The sequence below is a fragment of the Streptomyces gobiensis genome (genome assembly GCF_021216675.1).
GTDB classification, from domain to species: Bacteria; Actinomycetota; Actinomycetes; order Streptomycetales; family Streptomycetaceae; genus Streptomyces; species Streptomyces gobiensis.
The window spans coordinates 625,633-646,611 of record NZ_CP086120.1; the positions used below are offsets into that span (position 1 = coordinate 625,633).

Annotated in this window: 16 protein-coding genes and 2 pseudogenes; 7 read left to right on the forward strand and 11 right to left on the reverse strand. The window is 69.0% G+C overall.

Translation table 11 applies throughout. The features are described from left to right. Positions 1-45 precede the first annotated feature (45 nt). The gene (locus test1122_RS02930) at positions 46-465 is read right to left on the reverse strand and encodes a RacP protein (RefSeq protein ID WP_232267582.1); all 420 of its coding nucleotides are present in this window, start codon (positions 463-465) and stop codon (positions 46-48) included. Between the two features lie 2 nt (positions 466-467). Next, a pseudogene (locus tag test1122_RS02935) lies at positions 468-1,468 on the reverse strand (DUF6192 family protein). Between the two features lie 665 nt (positions 1,469-2,133). On the opposite strand from test1122_RS02935, the pseudogene test1122_RS02940 reads away from it, so the two are divergent. Further along, positions 2,134-3,613 (forward strand): annotated as a pseudogene (locus test1122_RS02940) (NF041680 family putative transposase). Positions 3,614-3,648: 35 nt separating this feature from the next. Here the strand turns inward: test1122_RS02940 and test1122_RS02945 are convergent. The 3 genes from test1122_RS02945 to test1122_RS02955 all read right to left on the reverse strand — a co-directional run bounded on the left by test1122_RS02945 (position 3,649) and on the right by test1122_RS02955 (position 7,756). Continuing rightward, the gene (locus test1122_RS02945; protein WP_232271730.1) at positions 3,649-4,149 is read right to left on the reverse strand and encodes a hypothetical protein; all 501 of its coding nucleotides are present in this window, start codon (positions 4,147-4,149) and stop codon (positions 3,649-3,651) included. A 147-nt stretch (positions 4,150-4,296) separates the two neighbouring features. After that, positions 4,297-6,702 carry a DEAD/DEAH box helicase gene (locus test1122_RS02950; protein WP_232267583.1) on the reverse strand — a complete coding sequence of 802 codons (2,406 nt, stop codon included), beginning with the start codon at positions 6,700-6,702 and terminating at the stop codon, positions 4,297-4,299. Positions 6,703-6,838: 136 nt separating this feature from the next. Further along, entirely contained in the window at positions 6,839-7,756 is a 918-nt protein-coding gene (locus test1122_RS02955) for a hypothetical protein (RefSeq protein WP_232267584.1), read from the reverse strand. 160 nt (positions 7,757-7,916) lie between these two features. Here test1122_RS02955 and test1122_RS02960 point away from each other — a divergent pair, with 160 nt between their 5' ends. Beyond that, the gene (locus tag test1122_RS02960) at positions 7,917-8,873 is read left to right on the forward strand and encodes a hypothetical protein (protein WP_232267585.1); all 957 of its coding nucleotides are present in this window, start codon (positions 7,917-7,919) and stop codon (positions 8,871-8,873) included. A 706-nt stretch (positions 8,874-9,579) separates the two neighbouring features. After that, positions 9,580-11,193: a translation initiation factor 2 gene (locus test1122_RS02965; protein ID WP_232267586.1), complete on the forward strand. Its 1,614-nt coding sequence runs from the start codon at positions 9,580-9,582 to the stop codon at positions 11,191-11,193. Between the two features lie 8 nt (positions 11,194-11,201). Here test1122_RS02965 and test1122_RS02970 read toward each other — a convergent pair whose 3' ends face one another. Together test1122_RS02970 and test1122_RS02975 are read right to left on the reverse strand one after the other, a co-directional pair. Further along, positions 11,202-13,307, reverse strand: a complete 2,106-nt coding sequence (locus test1122_RS02970) for an NB-ARC domain-containing protein (RefSeq protein ID WP_232267587.1) — start codon at positions 13,305-13,307, stop codon at positions 11,202-11,204. A gap of 139 nt (positions 13,308-13,446) precedes the next feature. Next, a complete protein-coding gene (locus test1122_RS02975) occupies positions 13,447-13,875 on the reverse strand; it encodes a peptidase inhibitor family I36 protein (protein ID WP_232267588.1) in 429 nt (142 codons plus the stop codon). A gap of 229 nt (positions 13,876-14,104) precedes the next feature. On the opposite strand from test1122_RS02975, the gene test1122_RS02980 reads away from it, so the two are divergent. Both test1122_RS02980 and test1122_RS02985 read left to right on the forward strand, forming a co-directional pair. Further along, positions 14,105-14,647: an RNA polymerase sigma factor gene (locus tag test1122_RS02980; protein ID WP_232267589.1), complete on the forward strand. Its 543-nt coding sequence runs from the start codon at positions 14,105-14,107 to the stop codon at positions 14,645-14,647. After that, positions 14,644-15,258, forward strand: coding sequence for a hypothetical protein (locus test1122_RS02985; protein WP_232267590.1), 615 nt, complete (start codon positions 14,644-14,646; stop codon positions 15,256-15,258). Before test1122_RS02980 ends, test1122_RS02985 begins: the two co-directional genes overlap by 4 nt. A 29-nt stretch (positions 15,259-15,287) precedes the next feature. On the opposite strand, the gene test1122_RS02990 is transcribed toward test1122_RS02985, so the two are convergent. Beyond that, positions 15,288-16,016 carry an HNH endonuclease family protein gene (locus test1122_RS02990; RefSeq protein WP_422397058.1) on the reverse strand — a complete coding sequence of 243 codons (729 nt, stop codon included), beginning with the start codon at positions 16,014-16,016 and terminating at the stop codon, positions 15,288-15,290. A 193-nt stretch (positions 16,017-16,209) separates the two neighbouring features. Here test1122_RS02990 and test1122_RS02995 point away from each other — a divergent pair, with 193 nt between their 5' ends. After that, positions 16,210-17,598: an alanine/glycine:cation symporter family protein gene (locus test1122_RS02995; protein ID WP_232267591.1), complete on the forward strand. Its 1,389-nt coding sequence runs from the start codon at positions 16,210-16,212 to the stop codon at positions 17,596-17,598. Between the two features lie 25 nt (positions 17,599-17,623). On the opposite strand, the gene test1122_RS03000 is transcribed toward test1122_RS02995, so the two are convergent. The 3 genes from test1122_RS03000 to test1122_RS03010 form a co-directional block, all read right to left on the reverse strand. Further along, positions 17,624-17,983 carry a tetratricopeptide repeat protein gene (locus test1122_RS03000; protein ID WP_232267592.1) on the reverse strand — a complete coding sequence of 120 codons (360 nt, stop codon included), beginning with the start codon at positions 17,981-17,983 and terminating at the stop codon, positions 17,624-17,626. A 64-nt stretch (positions 17,984-18,047) separates the two neighbouring features. Beyond that, positions 18,048-18,641 (reverse strand): dephospho-CoA kinase, encoded by a 594-nt coding sequence (coaE, locus tag test1122_RS03005; protein WP_232267593.1) that lies wholly within the window; start codon positions 18,639-18,641, stop codon positions 18,048-18,050. 23 nt (positions 18,642-18,664) lie between these two features. Then, positions 18,665-19,624, reverse strand: a complete 960-nt coding sequence (locus test1122_RS03010; RefSeq protein WP_232267594.1) for a PAC2 family protein — start codon at positions 19,622-19,624, stop codon at positions 18,665-18,667. Positions 19,625-19,806: 182 nt separating this feature from the next. Between test1122_RS03010 and test1122_RS03015 the strand changes: the two genes are divergently transcribed. Continuing rightward, positions 19,807-20,651, forward strand: a protein-coding gene (locus test1122_RS03015; RefSeq protein WP_422396910.1) for an IS5 family transposase whose coding sequence is annotated in 2 segments (ribosomal slippage) — positions 19,807-20,137 and positions 20,137-20,651 — 846 coding nt in all. Because the reading frame shifts where the segments join, the coding sequence is not laid out codon by codon here. Positions 20,652-20,979 lie beyond the last annotated feature (328 nt).

Here is a 20,979-nt window from a genome sequence, read left to right on the forward strand (position 1 = left end):
CGGGGAGAGGGTGCCCAGCCCTTGGCCGGCACCCCCTCGTGGTGGTCAGGAAGAGACGACGAGATCGAGGGTGGATTCGATGGAGTTGAGCTGGGCGACGATGTGGCGGACCCACTTGTCGCCCGGGTGGGCGGCGGCGTGCGGGGCGACCGTGCCGGTGATGAACCGGCGGAACTCGGTCAGTTTCTCGGTGAGCACGGCCCGCTCGTATGCCTGAAGCGCGGCGCGTTCGGCGCCGAGCTGGTAGCCGTCGGCCCTGGTCCAGATCAGCGGCGGCCAGCCGTTCTCCGCGATGATGTCGCGCAGGCAGGCCAGACCGGCCCTGACCTGGCTGGGAGACAGTCCGCTGGCGCGTACCAACTGGCGGAACAGCAGCCCTGCGGGCCTGGCTTCGAACAGCACGAACCGGAGGGTGTCGGCATGCCGCCGTGCGGCTTCGCCCCGGCGCCGCGAGGCGCGGGGCATGACTACTCGCCCCGCAGCATGCGGGCCAGTTCGCCGTCCATGTCGACCTTGCCGGTGTCCACGGCCTGCTCGATCCAGTCGAGCGTCGCCCGCACCTTCGCCACGTTCTCGTGCACGATCGTGCGCTCGTCCTCGCCGAGCGTGCGGTCGCGCAGGCCGGGGACCGCGCGGCCTGCCGCGGCCACGAACGAGTGACAGGCGGTGACCAGGCCCAGGAACTCTACGGTCCGGTCGATGTGACGGACCGCCGGGGTGACCGGGCTGGTGTTCTCGAAGTCCTCGCGGGCCTGCCGGCCCCGCTCGACCTGCGCGTGATTGACCTGGTGGCGGGCGGTGTCGTCGCTCATCGCCTTGAACGCGACCTCCGGCCGACGCAGCAGACCGGTGACCGCCGTCGCCGCGACACCCTCGTCCCGAGTGAACTCGTCCACCACCCTGACCTTGTCCTGAGCGGGGACTCTCGCCGCCACCGTCGGACGCTTGAGGAAGTAGGTGGTCACCGCGGCGGCGACTTCCTCGTCCCGGGCCAGGGTGTGGATCGCGGTAATCTTCTCCCGCGGCGACGCCGGACGCTCGACCTGGCGCCGCCGGTTGGCCTCGTCGACCGTCCACCGCATCCCGCCCGCGGGAGTTTGACGATAGTCGCGAACCGCTCGGCCTCGGTCTCGATCTGCCCCAGGATCCTGTGGACCCGGAACGACACACCGGCCTGCCGCTTGTCCTTCGGCCACCGCGAGGCCGTCCACCTGGCGCTTTCCACCGTCTTGTAGGCCAGCCCGATGTCTTCGGCGAGACGGAACAGCGTCTCTCGGACCGTGAACAACTCCTGGCCCGGCGCCGCATGCTGGCCGCCCCGCTCACGCATCGGCTCGATCTCCAGCGCGCGGTCCCCGATCGTGAACGAACCCCGCGTCTGCTGCTCGACCACTTCACGCAGCTCGGCCACGATCTGCTCGTCGCGCTGCTGGCTGACATTTCCGACCTTGTCGATCTCCTCCGGCATGGTGTTCCACCACCCATTGCGGGCCAGGGCACGGAGCTGGAGCCCGTGACGTGGACACGACCCGCTCACTACCGAAAGTCAGACCGTAAAACGGAAGATCGCGACGAATGACCGCAAATGACCAGGTCCTGAACGAAGTTGGACTCAGGATGCGTTCGCGATGCGGTCACTGTGCCCGTTCGCCGAACGTTTCCTCCCGGCGCCTCCAGGCCCTCACCACGCACCGCCGCGAGCAGTAGACGGCGTTCGAGCGCCGGTCGACGCCCGCTATCCATCGGGCCCCGCATTCGGGACACTCAACCTCACCCATACCGCCCTGTACGACCGCCAGGCACTTGCGCAACCGGCGTTCCGTACGCCACCGCCTGGCACGACACGCCGACGAGCAGAACACCGCCTGCGGCCGTGCCCCCGGCCTCAGCCGTTCGCCACAAGCCCGACAGTTCCTCTCCCCGGCCCGCCCGGTGCCCTTGGACACCACACCAGCGTAGGACCCAAGGCTACTCAGAACCGGGGCTTAGAAACAGGCACTTACCTTGTCATTTATGGTCCGGCGTCGAACGCGGCTCGAACTTGGTCGGCGTTTTCGCAGTTCAGCGGACGTGGGGGGCCTTCGTCTGATTCTGTGCTCCGTCACAGAGTGGATCAACGCGAAGGCCGTGGCCGTGAGTCTGGTACATCAAGGTGTCCTGCGGGATGCGTTTGCGGAAGTGTCACACTTCCGGTCGGAGCTGTACGCGTGTCTGACCGCGCGGCGCGACGCGCTGTTCGAGTTATGCGACGCGCTGCTGTGCACGGACGGGCCGGTCCGGACCCTGGTCGACCTCGCGTTCGCGCCCGAACACCGCCGCGGCCACGGAGCTCTGTACGGCGGCCTCAACCACGGGCGGATCGAGGTCGCCCGGTTGCGTCGGGCCCTGGTCAAGGTGCCGTTGCCGAAGGCGGCGGACGGTCGTCTCGTGCTGGCGGTGGATGTCTCGCCGTGGCTGAGGCCAGATGCCAACACGTGTACTGACCGGGCCTTTTGCCACACGTTCGGCAGAGGTGAAGGCAAGCATCAGATGGTGCCCGGCTGGCCATACTCGGTGGTGGCCGCGCTGGAGACGGGCCGCACGTCCTGGACGGCGGTGCTGGACGCGTTTCGCCTAGAGCCCGGCGCCGATGTCGCCGCGGTGACCACGGTGCAGATCCGCGAGGTCATCGAGCGGCTCGTCACCGCGGGCCAGTGGCGGCCGGGTGACCCGAAGGTCCTGGTCGTCCTGGACGCCGGATACGATGCCCCGCGCATCGCCCACCTGCTGGGTGAGCTGCCCGTCGAAATCCTCGGTCGGCTCCGTTCAGATCGGTTGATGCGACGTACTGCGCCCTCCCGCAAAGAGTTCAGTCTGGCCAACCCCACGGGCGGCCGGCCACCCAAGCACGGCGGCGAGTTCGTCTTCGGCGACCCCGCCACTTGGGGTGTCGAGCAGGCCGTGACGGCTGCGGGCACCCGGCTTTACGGAAAGGCGACCGCGCAGGCGTGGGACCGGCTGCATCCGCGGCTGACTCGCCGGGCCGCATGGCTCGACCATGACGGGCCGCTGCCTCTTATCGAGGGCACCGTCATCCGCCTGGTCGTGGAGAAGCTGCCCAGCGGCGGGGTCAACAAGCCGGTATGGCTGTGGTGGTCGGGCACCGGCGCCACCGATGCGGACGTCGACCGCTGCTGGCAGTCCTTCCTCCGCCGCTTCGACATCGAGCACACATTTCGCCTGTTCAAGCAGACCCTCGGGTGGACCAAACCCCGGCTCCGCAGCGCGGAAGCAGCAGACCGGTGGACCTGGCTGGTGATCGCTGCCTATGCCCAGCTACGGCTCGCCCGCCCCCTGGCAACCGACCTCCGTAGGCCCTGGGAGAAGCCGACCGAACCGAACAAACTGACACCTGCCCGCGTCCGCAGGGGGTTCAGAAACCTGTGCACGAAGGCAGGCTCACCCGCTGGTGCACCGAAACCTTCTCGTCCCGGCCCTGGCCGGCCACCGGGTTCGAAAAACCGCAGACGGGCCGACCGTCACGACGTGGGAAGAGTCCTCGCCACCGGCGAAGCGTTCAGCCGGCCTGCCCCACCACAAGAAGGGCACCAAGCCCAGACGCGGCACAGGATGACAATGAGCAACAGGCTCCGTGTTCCTGGGTCAGGTTCAGAGCAGAGAGACGTGGATGCGGGTGATGACTCGCAGCACCTCGTCGCGGTTCTTGGCTTGCTGCATCCACGCGGGCAGGCGGGCTACCACGGTCATCTTCCGGCCGTGGTCGTGCCAGGGAATCCCCTCACGCAGCGACGCCTGCACAAATCGTCTGATCAGGTCCAGATGCTCCAGGTTGTAGGCCCATACCCATCCGTGCCGAGTCTCGGTCTGCAGCCACAGACGGACGCTGAAGTACGGGTCTGCAGGCGGCTCGTGCGGGTCCCGGTGCAAGGCCACACATCCGCGGCTCCACTCCCTCGCCGTCCCGCAGTACCGGCAGACAAGACGTCTTGGTGCAAAGAGACCCGGTTCGTGCACTCCGGCCGACTCCGGTCCTCCCACAACGTGCGCAGCCTTGTCGCATCTGGGGCAGCGCACGAGGACGGACGCGAGGAAGTCGTACTTTGTGCTCCGCGGGTCCCGGAACCGATGGTGTGTGGAGATCGGGCTCATCGGATCAGTATGCGAGCTGAGCGGCGGAGGCCCCTACGGGTTAAATGCCAAGCTTACTCACCGAAGCCGGTGGGTGGCTGAGCATTTCAGCGCCTCTGGGAATGCAGACTGCCTTGACCGCCAATCGCAGAGTGGACCGCGTCCGTGTCATCGAGGACCGCAACGGCAGTTTCCTGAGAGCGAGTCCGGTGCGAGCCGACGTAGGTGGACGCATTCCTCTTCGGTCATCGTCGGCACCTCGCGGGCCAGGGTCTCGAAGTACGGCAGGGTGTGCCACGCATGGTGGTCTCCGACAACGAACAGCCGGCGTTTGGCGCGGCTCACCGCGACGTTCAGCAGGTTCGGGGTTCCAGCGGCCCATGCGCGTGGCCCCGACAGTCCATCGCCCGGCGCACCTAGCACGAGCAGCACGACATCGGCTTCCTTGCCCTGCGTGGTGTGGACAGTGCCGATCTTCTTGCGTGGGATGCGACGGCACAGGGCTTGCTTCAGCCCGGTCAGCACATCGACGAAGGGACTGACGATGAACAGGTCTTCCTCCGGGTTCAGCCCCTGATCCACCAAGCGGTGCACGATGGTGTTGGCCACCACTCCCTCTTGGGGATTCCACTTTCCCTGAGCTTGTGCGGCCCCAACGTTCCACCAGACGCTTCGGCGTGCGATGTCGTAGGGATCGGCGCGCTTCGTTCCGTGCACCATGAGGCCGTCGTAGGCGATCTCATTGCTGATGGTGAACATGGGGTTGTCGCAACGCCGGTGCACCCGCAGCGGTGAGCCGACCCAGACCCGGCTTTCCCCGTCCGGGAGCTGGGCGGGCAGTTCCGTGCCGTAGCGGTTCAGCCGGTCCGCCACCCGCTGCGCCGATGTCCAGGAGGGCGCCCATTCCTGGGCGACGCCGTAAGTGCGGCGCAGTGCCTGCTGGCCGGTCCAGGGAAGAACCACGATCGGTTCCAGCTGCAGCGGGTCGCCGACGATCACCGCACGGCGTGAGCGCCAGAGGGCACCAACCGGCATCTGGGCAGTCGCCTGCCCCGCCTCGTCCACCAGCAGCCACCCCAGCGACTCGGCTGGGAGCCCCGCGAACATCCGGTCCAGCGAGGCGAAGGTGGTGGACACCACCGGTACCGCGAGGAAGAGATTCTGCCAGGCGGCGCGGAGCACTTCGGGTTCCAGGTCCTTCGGCGCACCGCCGCAGACCACGTCCATGGCGGCGTCCAGGTTCTTGCGCATCCGGTCGGCCGCCCCTTCGAGGAAGGCCCGGTGCAGCCGCATCGCCTCGATGAACAGCCGGGTGCGCGCGGCGGTGAACTCCTTGTCGGACCACGGAGAGGAGAGTTCACGTATCTCCTCTCCGCTGCGTCCCTCGTGCTCAACGGTCCGTTCTTGGCCCGGTATATGCGCACCCCACCGGCGGCGGTCCCGTGCCGCCGCCTGCTCGAGCCCGTGCTGATGCTCCTCGGCCATCCGAAGACTGGCCTCGGCGGAGACCAGCGCTGTCCGGGCGCCGCGCTCCTCAGCCGCGTATCGGTCCACGGCTTGGGTCTGAGCGTCGAAGGCCGCCTCCGCGTCGCGGTGCGACTGGGCCAGTTCCTGATCCTCACGGCGCCAGTCGCGCTGGGCCCCGCCGAAGGTGGACACCCAGACCAGGAAACCCGGCCGACGCCGCTGGTGCTGTGCGCGCCGCTCCGCATGACGGGCGGCGTCCCGTTCCAGGCCGCGCATCCGCTCCCGGGCCTCTGCCAGGGGGCCACCAGTCGCACTGTGCTGGGCACGTGCCGCCTGGGCGGCGCGCTGCGCCTGTTCCACCCGCCGCTGAGCGCTGGGCAGTTCCCGCAGCACCTCCCCGGCTCGCTGCCGCTCGGTTTGCAGAGTACGTACGGCCCGCTCGGCTGCTCGGAAACCTGCCACGGCCTTCCGCCAAGTGCCCGGGCCGGGGCGCGATTCGGCTTTCTCCTGCAGCAGCGAGCGCATCCCCTTCCCGGTCTTCTCCCCGGCGCCGTTCTGTTTGAGCGCACCGAACCAGTAGGCGTCACGGAAGTCCCGGCGATTCGCCCGGTTACCGAGCCGGGCCGCGACGGCTCCCCAGGCGTCCTCGCCCCGCAGGATGAGCTTGCCCTGCTCGGGGAAGTACTCGGCGTCCTCCTGCCACGCGCTGTCGATCGATCCCCGAGCGGGGATCTCTGTGGTGACGTTCTCCACAGCACCGTTGTTCGCGGAGGCCACCAGCATTTCGTGTCCGGTGAGTTCGGGGATGAGTGGAGCGAGTGATCGCTGATAGTCGCCATTGGCCCAGCGGTACGGCTTGCCCTTGGCGAAGGCGTCCTCCGGCCGGGCCAGCTCGGCCAGTCGCTGGGCACGCAACACCAGCACCGCGGCGATTAGATCCCGTAGCTGGGTGGTCTTGCCAGTGCCCGGCGGCCCGTTCACCGCGAACAGCCCAGCTTCGTCGGCCAGTTCCCCGACGATCCGGTTCACGGCGAACTGCTGGCTGAGGGCCAGGGGGTACTCGGTCTTCTCCGGCCAGCGTCCGAGTGGGAAACGCGCCGGTTCCACTCCGCTGAGCACCTGATCGGGGTGGTGCCGCAGATCGACGCGGTCCCGCGTCGGGATGTCCGTAGACGCGGTGAGGTAGTCCCGCAGGGCCTTCCCGATCTTGCCCGTCCCCGCTTGCTCCGCGACACGGCCCAGGTCAGCGGCTGTTCAGGAAGTCTGAACCGTCAGCCTCATCAGCCCGGTCGGCACGCACGGCGTAGCTCTTGACCCGCACGGTGAACGGCCGCAGATCGGCGGTCACCCCGTACCGCTCGGACAGCCAGCGCGTCACGGCCGCCAGGTCCCGTACGGTGATCGGCTTGCTCCCCAACTTGGGTGGCTCATCCGCCGACGGGTCGCCCTCTTGGGCGCCCTCCTCCTCAGCCTCCTCGTCTGTTTCCTCAGCCGGGGCCAGCCGATCCAGCACCGGCTCGGCGGCCGCGGACGCGATGTCCGCCGCGACCTCGCCGATCAACGGTGCCAGGCCAGGTGCGATGCCGGCTCCGGCGGCCGAGATGACGACCTCACCGAGCAGCCCGGCGAACCCTCCGGGGCCATCGCCGAGCCGGTTGACCAGCTTCAGCTTGCCGTCACCCAGATCGAGAACCAACCGCTCGCATGTTTCGGCCTCTTCTTCAAAGCCGTCCAGCCACCCTTTGGCGTCCGGTCCGGGCTTGCGTGCCCGCCCGACCGCCCATCCGCAGGAAGAGAAGACGATGGAATCCTGCAACAGCAGACCGTCATCATTGACGGTGAAGGAGAGCAGTGCGCTGTCTCCGTCGATCCGGCGATCGTGGTCCTCGCTGCTGCCTCCGAACACATCGAGCAGCACATCGCGGACCGCTGCGATGGAGTGGATGCCGCAGTAGACCGTGTGCTGCCAGACCTTGCCCTGTCCCGGCTCCTCCCGGCGCAGCCGGTGTCTCGACTCCCACGGCAACGGCCGGTCCCCGTCCACCGCGTAGACCCGCCTTTCCGGCGCGACATTCTCGACCTTCTGCGGGCTGAACATCTCTACGGCCTGCCAGTACCGCACAATGTCCGCCCGACGCCGCCGCTCCGACCGCGTTGTCATCGACCGCCCCCGCCCCGTTCCCACCCGATCTGATCTGGACAGATCATCGTAAGGGAGACGTCACTCCGCGCGACATGGCGCGGCCACGGCCGTCCTCGTTCGGATGATGTTGATAGATATGCCAACCACATCAGGCAATCCAATGCCTAGCGTCCAGCGCATGGTTGGTTCCTCACATGAGGCGATGCACCGCATCTTCCAGGAAGACCTCACGCTCATCACGCGGGCCCTCCGGAAGCTGCTGGACATCCCCTTCCCCGAGCCTGAGACGATCTCGCCGGTCAGCCCGGATCTCACGGAGATCAAGCCGCTTGAGCGGCGGGTGGACACCCTGCTGCGCCTCGACATGAACGACGGCAGCGGCTACCTGCTGGCCATCGAGGCACAGGGCAAGAAGGACCCGAACAAGCCCAGCAGCTGGGCGTCCTACCTCGCCCACCTGTACGCGAAATACCGCCTCCCACCGGTCCTCGTCGTCGTCTGCCAGGACAAGGCCACCGCCACCTGGGCAGCCGAACCCATCCGCATCGGCATTCCCGGCCAGCCCAGCCTCACGGTCCGCCCGCTGGTCCGTGGCCCGCACAACGTCCCCGCCATCTTCAACGTGGAGGCCGCCGCCCGCGACATCCCGCTGGCCGCCTTCTCCGCCCTGACACATGGCAAGGACCCGGACACGGCAGCCATACTGGAGACGCTGGCCGCAGCCCTGAAGACCGTCGACGACGACACCGCCACTCTTTTCTCAGAATTCACCGGCATCGGCCTGGGAAACACCCCGGCAGGACAAATCTGGAGGGACCTGATGACCAGCTACGCATCCTTCTTCCGCTCCCCCTTTGCCGAGGAGGTCCGGGAAGAAGCCCGAGAGGAAGGCCGCGCGGAAGGGCGCGCAGAGGCCCGTGCGGAAGGCCGCGCAGAAGCCGAGGCCAAAGCCAGGGCGGCCAGGGCCGAGGAGCGCGCACAGCTGGTCCTGAAGATTCTCGACCGGCGCGGCATCGAGGTCCCCGCATACATGCGACAGGCCATCTCCGGCTGCCAGGATCTCGATGTTCTGGGAGGCTGGCTGGATCGCGCCCTTACGGTCACAACCGCTGGTGAGCTCTTCGCCGACGCCTGAGGCAATGCGCCCGGCCTTGCAGCTTCCGGTCGGATTTCTGGCCCCTGGTGCGCGCCTGCGCCGCCCGCCGCGGGGTGGACGCGGCGGCCTCCGTATCGCCAATCCCTTGCTGCGCCGCGTTCCCTGGCGGCCCTGGCGTTACACCGAACCCGCCTACCGGGAGGGCGGCCAACGTCCGCACTGCCACGCCTCTGACGGGCACACCGGCCACCGCCGACTGGGACCCCGGTCTCGCTCCCGCTCTGATGGAACTCGGCCTGCGCTTCGAGGAGGTACTCCTGCTGGGCCACCTCCTGGAAGACCTGGCAGCCGCCGCATAGGCCCCGGCTGCTGCCACTATCGCGGCGAGTACGATCACCGCCATGCCGTCGAGTGAGCCGCACAGTCTTCCACCGCCTCCCGAAAACGGCATACGCGGAGATATAGGGGCAGATAGGGTAGACCGTTCCAACGCGGGAACGCGGGAACGCGGGAACGCGGGAACGCGGGAACGCGGGAACGCGGGAACGCGGGAACGCGGGAACGCGGGAACGCGGGAACGCGGGAACGCGGGAACGCGGGAACGCGGGAACGCGGGAACGCGGGAACGCGGGAACGCGGGAACGCGGGAACGCGGGAACGCGGGAACGCGGGAACGCGGGAACGCGGGAACGCGGGAACGCGGGAACGCGGGAACGCGGGAACGCGGGAACGCGGGAACGTACCCGTGCTGTTTGCCGTGCGGACGGCGACCGCGCTGCACCGGCTCCTCGATATCCGGCCCGCGCTCGCCGGGGACCGGCGGATTGAGCCCTTCTTCACCCTCGTCCCCGGTTCCGACTTCAGCGCCGACGCGCTCGCCGCCCTCGACGGTCTGGGAGCCCGGTGCGTGCCCTGGGACGAAGCGGTCGAGAGCGCGTACGGCCTCATTCTGGCCGCCAGCCCCAATGGGGACCTGCAGCGTCTCAACGGGCCGCTGGCTCTCCTGCCCCACGGCGCGGGCTTCAGCAAGCGCCTCCCGTATACGCGCGGCGACGACTCCGCCAACGGCCTGAATCCCGCCCAGCTCCTGCGCGACGGCCGTCCGCTCGCCGACCTCCACACGCTGGCCCACCCCCACCAGCTCACCCGGCTCGCCGCCGACTGCCCTGCCGCGACGGCCCCTGCCACGGTGGTGGGCGACCCGACGCTCGACCGCCTCCTTGAGTCACAGCCGCGCCGGGACCGGTACCGCGAAGCGCTCGGCACCGGCGGGCGACGGCTCATCGCGCTCGTCTCCACCTGGGGAGAGCAGTCGCTCTTCTGGCGGCGTCCCGAGCTTCCCCGGCGGCTGGTGACCGAGCTCCCGTACGACGCGTATCAGGTGGCGCTCGCCCTCCATCCCAACGAACACAGCCACGCCGGACGGTTCACGCTCAACCAGCAGCTGGCGCCCGCGCTCAACGCCGGTCTGGTGCTGGCGAATCCGTACGAGGAGTGGGGCGCCGTGCTGGTCGCCGCCGACTGTGTGATCACCGATCACGGCTCGACCGCCCTGTACGCCGCCGCTCTCGACCGGCCGCTGGTGAACGCGTACGACGACGGTGACGAGCTGCTGCCCGGCACCCCGATGGCTGAGCTGCTGGAGCGCACCCCGTACTTGGATGACCGTGCCCCGTACGAAGCTCAGCTCGACGCCGCCCTCGCCGACCAGCGCCCGGGTGCGGGGCGTACGCTCGCCGCTTCCGCCTTCGCCGAGCAGAACCGTTCCCTGGAACGGCTACGGGAACATCTCTACCGGTTGCTCGGTCTCGCCCCGCCGCCCTGGCCGGTGGAGCCAAGTCCGCTCCCTGTACCCGCCGCCCGGGCCCACCACCCGGTGACGGCCTTCACCGTGGACACGGAGGTCCACGGTGACGAGATACGGGTCGTACGCCGCCCCGCCTCCGGTCCGGCGGGCCGCCATCTGGCGGCCGAGGAGGATCTGGCCGGGCTGCGGCATGTGCAGAGCGCCGGGCTGCTCTTCCGTCGCGCGGACGGCGCCCTGTCCCCGGGCACCGCCGACGGCTGGACCGCGCGCACCCTCGATGCCTACCCGGGCTGCCGTACGGCCGCCGCAGCGCTCACCGCCCACCACTACGCGCTGCGGGCCAGGTACGTACGGGACGGGGCGCTGCTGTCAGCGCGGATCGAGGAGCCGACAGCGCGGGACTCCGCCGCTGTGCTGAGCGGGCTGCACGCGTGGCTGGCCGCAGACCCGCATCCGGTGCTTCCGGCCCGCGTCCGCTGTGTGGTCGCGGGTCAGGCCGTCGCTGTCAGGCTGGCACTGGCCTCGGATGACCAGGTACCGGCGGCCAGCTGACTCGTCGGCTATGGCTGGCGCGGCTTGCCCACGCGCTCCTCGATGGCCCGCACCGCCGCACGGTGTGCACCGGCCGTCTCCTCGTCTCCCGCCTCCTCGGCCAGCTCGGCGAGCACCAGGCGTACGCGGGTCTCCTCGAAGTCGGAGCCGCGCCGCTGGGCGCTGGCCAGGGCTTCCTCGGCCAGCTCGATGGCCCGTCCCCGGTCGGTCCGGTTGCCGATCCGGCGCAGCACCTTGCTCAGCTCGAAGGCGGTACGGCCGGTCATCCGTTCGCGCCGCTGTTCCCGTGCCATCTGATGGGCCCGCGACAGCAGCTCGGCGGCGCGCTCCAGTTCGCCCAGCTGGGCGGTGGCCTTGCCGAGCAGATGAGTCTGCAGCAGCACCCCGTAGGCGTTCCCGATCTCCTCATGGATCCGCCGGGACGCCGTGAAGTCCTCGACGGCGCCCGCCCAGTCGCCGCCCGCGGAGCGCAGCTTGCCGCGGAACTCCAGCGTCGAGGCACACAGCTTGCGTTCCCCCGCCAGCATTCCGGCCTCCACCGCCCGCACCGCGGGTGCCAGCTCCCGCCGGGCCTCCTCCCACCGTCCGACCTCCCACAGCGGGCGTGCCAGTTGACAACGCATCCGCACCTGTGCGGGGAGGTGTTCCGCCCGCTGGGCCGCCGCCAGGCCGGTGCGGAAGGCGTCGATGGCGTCGGCGTAGCGGCGGTGGTCCATGAAGTGAGTCCACAGCGGCTCGCACAGCGACCAGGCGTCGGTGTCGTCCTCGGCGTCGTAGGCGAGCCGTACGCAGCCGTACAGCACCAGCCGCTCCGCGTCCAGCCAGCGAGCCGCGTCCGCTGTGCTCCCCAAGGGCACATCCGGTGCGTACGGGAGCTCGGGCACGGGCTTCGCCAAGCGCATCCGCTGCCTGGACATGAGCACATCGGCCCGTTCGGCCTGCCGCCGGTACCAGCGCACGATGCGGCGGCGTGCCTGTCCGGCCTCCGCCGCGTCGCCATGCTGCCGGGCGCGGCGGTGCGCGTGTGCCCTCAGCAGCGCGTGCATACGGAGGCGCTCACCGCTTTCCAGCAAGCTGGCCGTCTCCAGCTCGTCGAGCGCGTCGGCGGCGGCGTCCGCCCCTTCACCGAGTACGGCGGCTGCCGCCTGCTCGGTGAAGTCCGGGCCGGGGTGTTCAGCCAGCAGCCGGTACAGCCGGGCGGCGGATGGGCTGAGGTCCTGGTACGCCGCGTCCCACACCGCTTCCACCACGGGCAGCCCTTTCTCGTCCAGCTCGGCGGCGAGTTCGGCCACCAGCCGCGCAGGGCGGCGTCGGCGGTGCCGGCGAATCCACTCCCCCGCCACATGGAGGGCGGCGGGCAGACCGCCGCAGAGCCGGGCGAGCTGGATCGCGGTCTCCGGCTCCGTGGTGAGCCGGGAATCGTCGGCGATACGCTGGAGCAGCACGACCGCGTCCTCGTCGCTGAACGGGCCAAGGGGAACGGTCAGGGCGCTGTACAGATCGTGCAGCTGGTGGTGGCTGATGGCGACCACGACGCTCTCGGCGGAGACGGGCAGCAACTGCTCAACCTCGTCGACGTGGCGGACGTTGTCGAGGATGACGACCAGCCGCCTGCCCGCGGTGAGCTCACGGTACTGCCTGGTACGGGCGGCGAAGCTCCGCTCCAGCCAGGGTTCTCGCACATGGAGTGAGCGCAGCAGCTCCGCCAGGACGTCCGAGATCTCCACCGACCCGTCGCGTCGCAGGTCGTCCAGGTCGATATAAAGGGCGCCTTCGGTGTGGCAGTTCTCAAGCCTGTGGCCTGTGCGCACCCCGAGTGCGCTCTTTCCTACGCCGCCCATTCCGGTGACCGAGATGATCAAGGGGCGTACGGTCCGGCCTGGCTGGCTCGTGAGCGCCTGGACGGCCTGGAAGATCCTGGCCTGCTCGGCGTCGCGGTCGTGGAAGTGCGCTCTCTCGGCCGGCAACTGATATGACGGCGGATTGACATCGCGGGACGAAGGATCTGGCGCGGCTGCGTGCACATGCTGGTGGAGCGCGTCGATCCGCCCGGCCTGAATGACCGTCTCAGCCCTGGCCTGACCGCCCATGCTGTTCCGCGTCTCATCTGTCACGGCTCAACTGTAGGTCCGGCAAGGCTTCTTAGACACGTACAGGTTGGTGGCGCGGTGCTCCCCGCCCGGGGAGGTGGGCGGGGAGCACCGCGTTCTCAGGTGACGGGCCGGGGGAGGTGGCCCGGCACCCGGGAATCGGTCAGCACCTGCGGTCCACCGCGTCGATGCGGCTGCCGAACTTGCCGCCCCACTTGTAGGACCTGGAGAAGTCCCCGGAGTTCACCGTGCGGCGCTCCTTGGGCTTCCAGTCGATGAAGCAGCCGGGAGCGTTGGCGTAGAAGGAGCCCACGTTGTCGTGCAGGTACTTCGGCATGTTGCGGTAGCCGTTCGAGGGCATCCAGCGCCAGGGGGTGCCGCGGAAGTCCCGGTCCCGCCAGAAGCAGATCTCCCCGCGGCCGCACTGGGCGGCCGCGCGCTGGAGGGCCTGTGTGCTGGGGGCCGCTTCGGCGTCCGGTGCGGCGGTGGCCGCCGTTGCCGTGGCCGCCGTTGCCGTGGTCGCGCCGAGCAGTGGGCTGCTCAGTGCGAGAACCATGAGCGCGCCGATGAGGCGGGGTCGCGTCCTGGACATGTTCTTCCTCCCGTTCCCCCGAGGGGGGTTGGTGTCGGTCGTGTTGTCCGTCGTGTTGTTGGTCTCTTCGTGGCCGGCCACCCCACACACGAATGGCGACCGTGGTTCGTATGACACCTCCAGGCCGATTCGCTGGAACGGGTGAAGTGGTGGAAAGTGGGGTTAGTTGCTCTGGTCTTGAGCCACCCGGGGGTTGATGATGGGACGTTGGCAACGTGGGGAGACGCCATTGCGAACGGGCGGGGTCTGCGATGGGGATGCTGAAGCCGACTCGAATCAGTCCTTCGATACGGTCTTCTGCTCGCTGCTGCCCCGGCTCTACCGCAGAGCCACCCTGCTGTCCGGGGGGACGCACTCGGCGGAGGACCTGGTGCATGACACTTATCTGAAGCTCGCCGCCCGGCCGGGGCGGCTGCCCGCGCACCCGGAGCCGTACGCCTACGCTTTCGCGACGCTGATGAGCGTCGTACGGGATGCCTGGCGGCGGGACCGCAAGCATGTGCTGGTGGCCGATGTGGATGTGGCGCAGGGCGGCTGGGACGGCGGGCTGGAGCAGCGGACCGCCGAACTGGAGACGATACGGCTGCTGGGGCAGTTGTCGGTCCGGCAGGCGGGAGTGGTCATTCTGGTCGACCTCGACGGGTACACCATCGACCAGGCCGCGAGCATTCTGCGGGTTCACCGGGGGACGGCCGCCCGTCAGCGGACCCGGGCGCTGGACAAGCTCCGGCGCGTTCTCAATGTGCCGGAAGGGCAGGGTCGGTCGGCATGAAACGTGAGATCTCGCGTGATGAGGCGGCGGCGCTGCTGCGGGAGCGTCTGCGGGAGGCGGACGAGTGCATTGAGGTGCCGCCTGGGTTGTGGGATCGGGTCCGTACCGCGCCGGATGCCGTGGCGGGTCCGGTCACAGCGCGCCGTTCCTGGTTCCGGCCGCGGCTTGTCGTGGCGGGGGTGGGGCTGCTCGTCATGGTGGCGGTGGGTGCCGTGAGCGCCGGTGCCTGGTGGCTGGTGGGCCCTGGTTCGGCGCCGGACCCGGCTTCCGGGCCGAGGGCGGTCGTATTGACCGTTCACAATGCGGAGGTCCCGTGCCGCCCGTTGCGTACCCAGGAGTGTGCGCTGCGGCTGGCCCGTGACCCGTACGCCGTTTATGCGGGCAGCGGCAATGCGGCGGGCAAGGTCTGGCACCGGGACCGGCTGAGCGCGGAGTGCGTGGTCACCGATGGCACTCTGGTCAGGGACGAGAGCGGGATGACCTCCACCCGGTGGTACCGGGTGACCACCGGGGATGGTGTGCGCGGCTGGCTGCCGGGGGTCCGTACGCGTAATACGGCCGAGGTCCGTGAATGTGCGGAGGACGAAGTGCCGGGGGCGCTCACGCCGTAGTCCCACGCCACGGCTTGTGGCTGCCACCGCTACTTCGGGGCGCTGAAGCGGGGTGGGGCTTCGGTGGGGGCGGCGTCGCCGGTGGGGAGCTGCTGGGCCGGGCAGGTGGTCAGGACGCGGGACATGGCCCTCTTCTCGGCGGCGGTGACCCACAGTTCGTACTTCTGCTTCACCGCGATCTGCAGGGCGATGTACTCGCAGCGGAAGGATGTGTTGGAGGGGAGCCAGGTGGCCGCGTCGGCGTCGCCCTTCTGGCGGTTGGCGGAGGCCTCGACGGCGAGGAGGTTGAGGGGGTCGTTGGCCAGGGCTATGCGCTTGGCGGGGTCCCACCTGTGGGCGCCCTTCTGCCAGGCGTCGCCGAGGGCGACGATATGTTCGATGTCGATCTTGCTGCGGCCCTTCTCGTAGGGGATCGAGGTGCCGGTGTAGGGGTCGTCGGTGAGGGTGCCGGAGTCGGCCGTGCAGTCGTCGTCGCGGAGCTTCACATCGTCGAGGTCGCGCTGGAGGATGTCGTCACGGGTGTTGCAGCTGTTGCCGTCGGTGTCGGCCCAGGGGGAACCGAACTTCTTCCGGTCGTAACCGGTCTTGGGAGCACGGCCCTTGACGGTGAGTTCATCGAGGGCCGCCATGGCCTGACCGGAGCCGGCCGGGGCAGCCGCGTCATCGTCGGATCCGGCCACCTCCTCCACGGCACAGCTGGTGAGGAGCAGGGCAGCGAGTACGGCGGCAGCGGCAGCACGGGTACGGCTACGCGATATCAAGAGGCACGTCCAACGAGGCTCAAGGGCGGATGATAGGGCGGCGCGCGCCCCCGCGTGATCATAAGCGACCGCCAACAGCCTGATGGAGACCACGACTCTCACCATCATGTGATCTGCCATCAGCCACGCAAGCGCTAACTTTCCCGGGGCCCATTCTGTCCGTCGTAACACGACGTCGGAAGGTAAGCACATGGACTGGCTCAACGAAATTCTCGAAGAAGCCTCAGGTTATATCTGGGGCCCCTTTATCCTCGTCCCGCTCCTGCTGCTGACAGGGCTCTACCTGACCGTGATGCTGCGCGGGCTCCAGTTCCGGAAATTCGGGCCAGCCTTCTATCTGGCGCTGATCAAGCGTCATGAACCCAGTGAGGACGTCCAGGGCGACATCACACACTTTCAGGCGCTGACCACCGCCCTCGCCGCCACCATCGGCATCGGCAATATCGCCGGTGTCGCCACCGCCTTCTTCTGGGGCGGCCCCGGTGCGCTGTTCTGGATGTGGCTCACGGGTCTGGTTGGTATGGCTACCAAATACTCCGAAGCCTTCCTGGGGGTCCGTTTCCGCATCAAGGACGCCGGTGGGCGGATGAGCGGCGGACCCATGCGGTATCTGCGCCACATTCCGGGACATGTGGGGGTGTTCCTCGGTATCTTCTTCGCCGTCGCCGCCGCGATCGCCGCCTTCGGTATCGGCAACGGCACCCAGTCCAATACGGTGGCCGGTTCGGCCAACTCCGAATGGGGCGTACCGACCTGGCTGACGGGTGTGGTGCTGACCGTCGCCGTGGGGGCGGTCGTCCTCGGCGGCATCAAGGCGATCGGACGCGTTACCGCCGCCTTTGTGCCCTTTATGGCGGTGTTCTACATTCTCAGCGCCACCGTGCTGATCGCCGCGAATATCTCCGAACTCCCGGCGGCCTTCGCCCTGATCTTCTCGGACGCCTTTACCGGCACCTCAGCGGTGGGGGGCTTCGCGGGCGTCGGGGTGATGACGGCCATCCGCTACGGCGTGGCGCGCGGCATCTTCTCCAATGAGTCGGGCCTGGGCACCGGCGCCATCGCGGCGGCCGCCGCCAAAACCACCCATCCCACCCGCCAGGGCCTGGTCTCCATGACTCAGACCTTTATCGACACCCTGGTCGTGGTCAGCTTCACCGGTCTGGCCATCGTTGTCACCGGGGTCTGGCGGGCCGAGGACATCCAGCCGGGCGCCCCGATGACGCTGGCCGCCTTCAGTCAGGGCCTGGGCGTCTGGGCGACCCATCTCATCGTCGTCGCCATCATCTTCTTCGCCGTCTCCACCATCATCGGCTGGAGCTACTACGGCGACCGGTGCATGGAGAGTCTGTGGGGCATCCGAGCGGTGATGCCCTACCGGATCGCGTTTGTAGCGATGGTGTTCGTCGGTTCGGTGGCGGATCTGGAGACGGTATGGGTGTTCTCCGATGTCGCCAACGGTCTGATGGCCCTGCCGAACCTCGTCGGACTGATCATTCTGGCGCCGCTGGTGGTCCGGGAGACCAAGGAGTACTTCGATGATCCGGAGAAGGCGATCGAACGGGCTCAGCAAGAACTCTGAGGGTACTGGTCAGTGAGGGTACTGGTCAGTCGTTGAAGGCCGCCGCGTCCCGGTACTCCGGGCAGGGGTCGAGGGCCGCAGCCAGCCGGAAGTGGCGCTTGGCCTCAGCGGGGCGGCCCGCCCGCTCCAGAGTGCGGGCGAGGGCGAAGTGCGCGAAGGCGTTGTCCGGCTCCCGCTCCAGGACCAGCTGGAACTCCAGCTCGGCGGCGCGGAGCTGGGCACCGTGGAAGAACGCCCGGGCGCGCAGCAGCCGGGCCGCGGTGTTCTCGGGGTGGGCGGTGATGACCGAGTCCAGCAGCTTGACGGCACCGCGCGGATCCTTGGCCGCGAGCAGCTGCTCAGCGGCGCGGAAGTCGATGACGTGCGTTTCGGGCGTGCGGGACATGGGTCGCCTCCTCTGAGTGGGACAACAGCCGTGTCTGACGATGCATTCCCCCCGGGCCCTGCCTTCAGGCGCGCTCGCAAAGCTGTTCCCAGACCTTGCGGACCTGAGGTTCGAGCGCGTCAAGCGGGCCGTTGTTGTCGATGACCAAGTCAGCGATGGCCAGCCGCTGCTCGCGGCTTGCCTGGGCGGCCATCCGGGAGCGGGCCTCCTCCGGCGTCATACCGCGCAGCCGCACCAGCCGGTCCAACTGGGTCTCCGGGGCGGCGTCGACGACCACGACCACGTCGTAGAGCGCCGCCAGGTCGTTCTCCGCGAGGAGAGGGACATCGTGGACCACCACGGCGTCATCCCCCGCCGCGCTCTCCAGCTCCGCGGAGCGGGCGCCGACCCGTGGGTGGACGATGGCGTTGAGCACGCGGAGCTTCTCCGGGTCGCTGAAGACGATACGGCCCAGCTGTGGGCGGTCGATCCAGCCGTCATCCTGCAGGATGTCCGTACCGAACTCGGCCACCACCGCGGCATGCCCTGAGGTACCCGGCTCCACGACCTCCCGGGCGATGCGGTCCGCGTCGATGATCACGGCGCCGTACGACGCCAGCAACCGCGACACCTCACTCTTGCCCGAGCCGATGCCCCCGGTCAGTCCCACTTTCACCATGGGCTCACCCTACGATGTGCGCCTCACCGCTCGGCATCGCCGCCGCCCTCGCGTTCGCGGTCGGCGAGGAACCGCTCGAAGACATCGCCGAGTTCATCGGCGGAGGGCAGCTCCGCGGGCTCGGCGACGAGATTGCCGCGGGCGGCTGCCCCGGCGATGGCGTCGTACTGCTGCTCAAGGCCGCGGACGACCGAGACCAGCTCCTCATCGCCCTCGGCGAGCTGGCGCTCAATCTCATTCTGCGTCCTGTGTGCCTCGGTGCGCAGTGTGTGGGCGACGCCCGGGAGAACCAGGCCGGTCGCTGACGTAATCGCCTCGACGGCGACCAGGGCGGCGTCAGGGTAGGTGGAGCGGGCGATGTAGTGCGGCACGTGGGCGGCGACGCCCAGCACATCGTGTCCGGACTCGGTGAGCCGCAGCTCCAGCAGCGCGGCGGCGCTGCCGGGCACCTGGGCCTCATCGAACAGGCCCTGATGGCCGGGCACCAGCTCGGCACGGTTGCCATGCGGGGTGAGGCCGACGGGGCGGGTGTGCGGGACGCCCATGGGGATGCCGTGGAAGGTGACCGCGAGCCGCACCCCGAGCCGCTCGACCATTTCCCGCACGGCGGAGGTGAACAGCTCCCACTGCACATCGGGCTCCGGGCCGGAGAGCAGCAGGAACGGCGCGCCCGTCGCATCGTGGACGAGGCGCAGCTCCAGCCGGGGTGTCTCATACGCGACCCACCGGTCCCGCCGGAAGGTCATCACGGGCCGTCGCGCCCGGTAGTCGATGAGGCGGTCGATGTCGAAGCGGGCGACGGTCAGATGGGGCTGGCCGTCCAGCAGCCGGTGGACGATCTGCTCGCCGGTGTCGCCGGCGTCGATGAAGCCCTCGAAGTGGTAAAGCATCACCAGCCCGGCGCCGACGCCGTGGTCGATGATCTCGTCGACCGCCCGGAGCCCGCTGGGCTCCCATTCGTACAACTCGCGCGCTTCCAGCACTGGTGTCGCCCCTCCTGGTCGTTCCCATCATGCCCAACGTCCGTTGGGCAGGGGGCATTCCCGGTTTCCCGGCGGTGTCGCTGTCGCGGCTCCGCAGCGTGGGGGGTTCTCCCCTATCCCACCCCTTCCCGAAACTGGGGGCTAGGCCGTTTCCTTCGGATCATCTGATCGTTGGTTGATGTGTGTCGTTGACTGATGCCCAGTGGGCACGGATCGAGCCGTTGTTGCCGGACCGGACTCCGAAGCGGGGCGGACGGTGGCGTGATCACCGCCAGGTGATCGACGCGATCGCGTTCAAGTACCGCACCGGGACACCGTGGATGGACCTGCCCGAGCACTTCGGGTCGTGGAAGGGCGCCCACAACCGCCTGCGGAAGTGGGCCGCCGACGGCACCTGGGAGAAGGTCTTCACCGCCCTGCTCGCCCAGGCCGACGCCGAAGGCGACCTCGACTGGGTCGTCGCGGTCGACTCCACCATCGTCCGAGCCCACCAGCACGCCGCCGGGGCCCGTCAAAAGGGGCCCCGGCCGGCGAGCCGGACGACCATGCCCTCGGACGCTCCCGCGGCGGACTGACCACCAAGATCCACCTCGCCGCGGACAGCCACTGCCGGCCCCTGGCCTTCGTCATCACGCCTGGCCAGGCAGGTGACGCACCCGCATTCCCCGAGGTCATGGCCCGCTTACGGGTGCCCCGGCCAATCGGCCGGCCCAGGATCACGCCGGACGTGATCCTGGCCGACAAGGCCTACTCATCCCGCGCGATCCGGACCCATCTCCGTCGGCGCGGGATCCGGGCCGTGATCCCGCAGCCCGCCGACCAGGCCGCCAACCGCAAACGCCGCGGCAGCCGCGGCGGCAGACCACCAGCCTTCGACCGCGACGCCTACAAGCGGCGCAACACGGTCGAGCGCTGCATCAACAGACTCAAGCAATGGCGCGGCCTGGCCACCCGCTACGACAAGACCGCCACCATCTACCTCGCCGGACTCCACCTCGCCGCCATCTTCATCTGGTCAGCGAGATGATCCAAAAGAAACGGCCTAGCGCCCCCAGACCCCCACAGTGTTGTGGGCACTCGGGTCCCCCCAGACTTCGTCTGGGGGGGACCCCCAGAGGGGCGATGGGGGTCCCCCATGCCCTTAAGGCTATGGGGGAGGGTGGGCACAACACCCGGCCACCGGACCGCACCCGGCGAACCCCGGGGCCCCGGGGCGAAGCCCCGGTTTCCGGGAAGGGGCGGGGTCTGGGGAAACCCACCCACGGCACCCCCGCAACCGGGCAAAACCCCCGCCACGCGGCGGAGCCGCATATCGGCACAGCCGGGAAGGGGCGGGAATTGGGGAAACCCACCAC

Bases quoted from the DNA above. Each gene is read 5' to 3' on its own strand.
- test1122_RS02930 (WP_232267582.1), bottom strand. From the start codon at position 465: ATGCCCCGCGCCTCGCGGCGCCGGGGCGAAGCCGCACGGCGGCATGCC.
- test1122_RS02945 (WP_232271730.1), bottom strand. From the start codon at position 4,149: ATGAGCCCGATCTCCACACACCATCGGTTCCGGGACCCGCGGAGCACA.
- test1122_RS02955 (WP_232267584.1), bottom strand. From the start codon at position 7,756: ATGACAACGCGGTCGGAGCGGCGGCGTCGGGCGGACATTGTGCGGTAC.
- test1122_RS02960 (WP_232267585.1), top strand. From the start codon at position 7,917: ATGGTTGGTTCCTCACATGAGGCGATGCACCGCATCTTCCAGGAAGAC.
- test1122_RS02975 (WP_232267588.1), bottom strand. From the start codon at position 13,875: ATGTCCAGGACGCGACCCCGCCTCATCGGCGCGCTCATGGTTCTCGCA.
- test1122_RS02985 (WP_232267590.1), top strand. From the start codon at position 14,644: ATGAAACGTGAGATCTCGCGTGATGAGGCGGCGGCGCTGCTGCGGGAG.
- test1122_RS02995 (WP_232267591.1), top strand. From the start codon at position 16,210: ATGGACTGGCTCAACGAAATTCTCGAAGAAGCCTCAGGTTATATCTGG.
- test1122_RS03000 (WP_232267592.1), bottom strand. From the start codon at position 17,983: ATGTCCCGCACGCCCGAAACGCACGTCATCGACTTCCGCGCCGCTGAG.
- coaE (WP_232267593.1), bottom strand. From the start codon at position 18,641: ATGGTGAAAGTGGGACTGACCGGGGGCATCGGCTCGGGCAAGAGTGAG.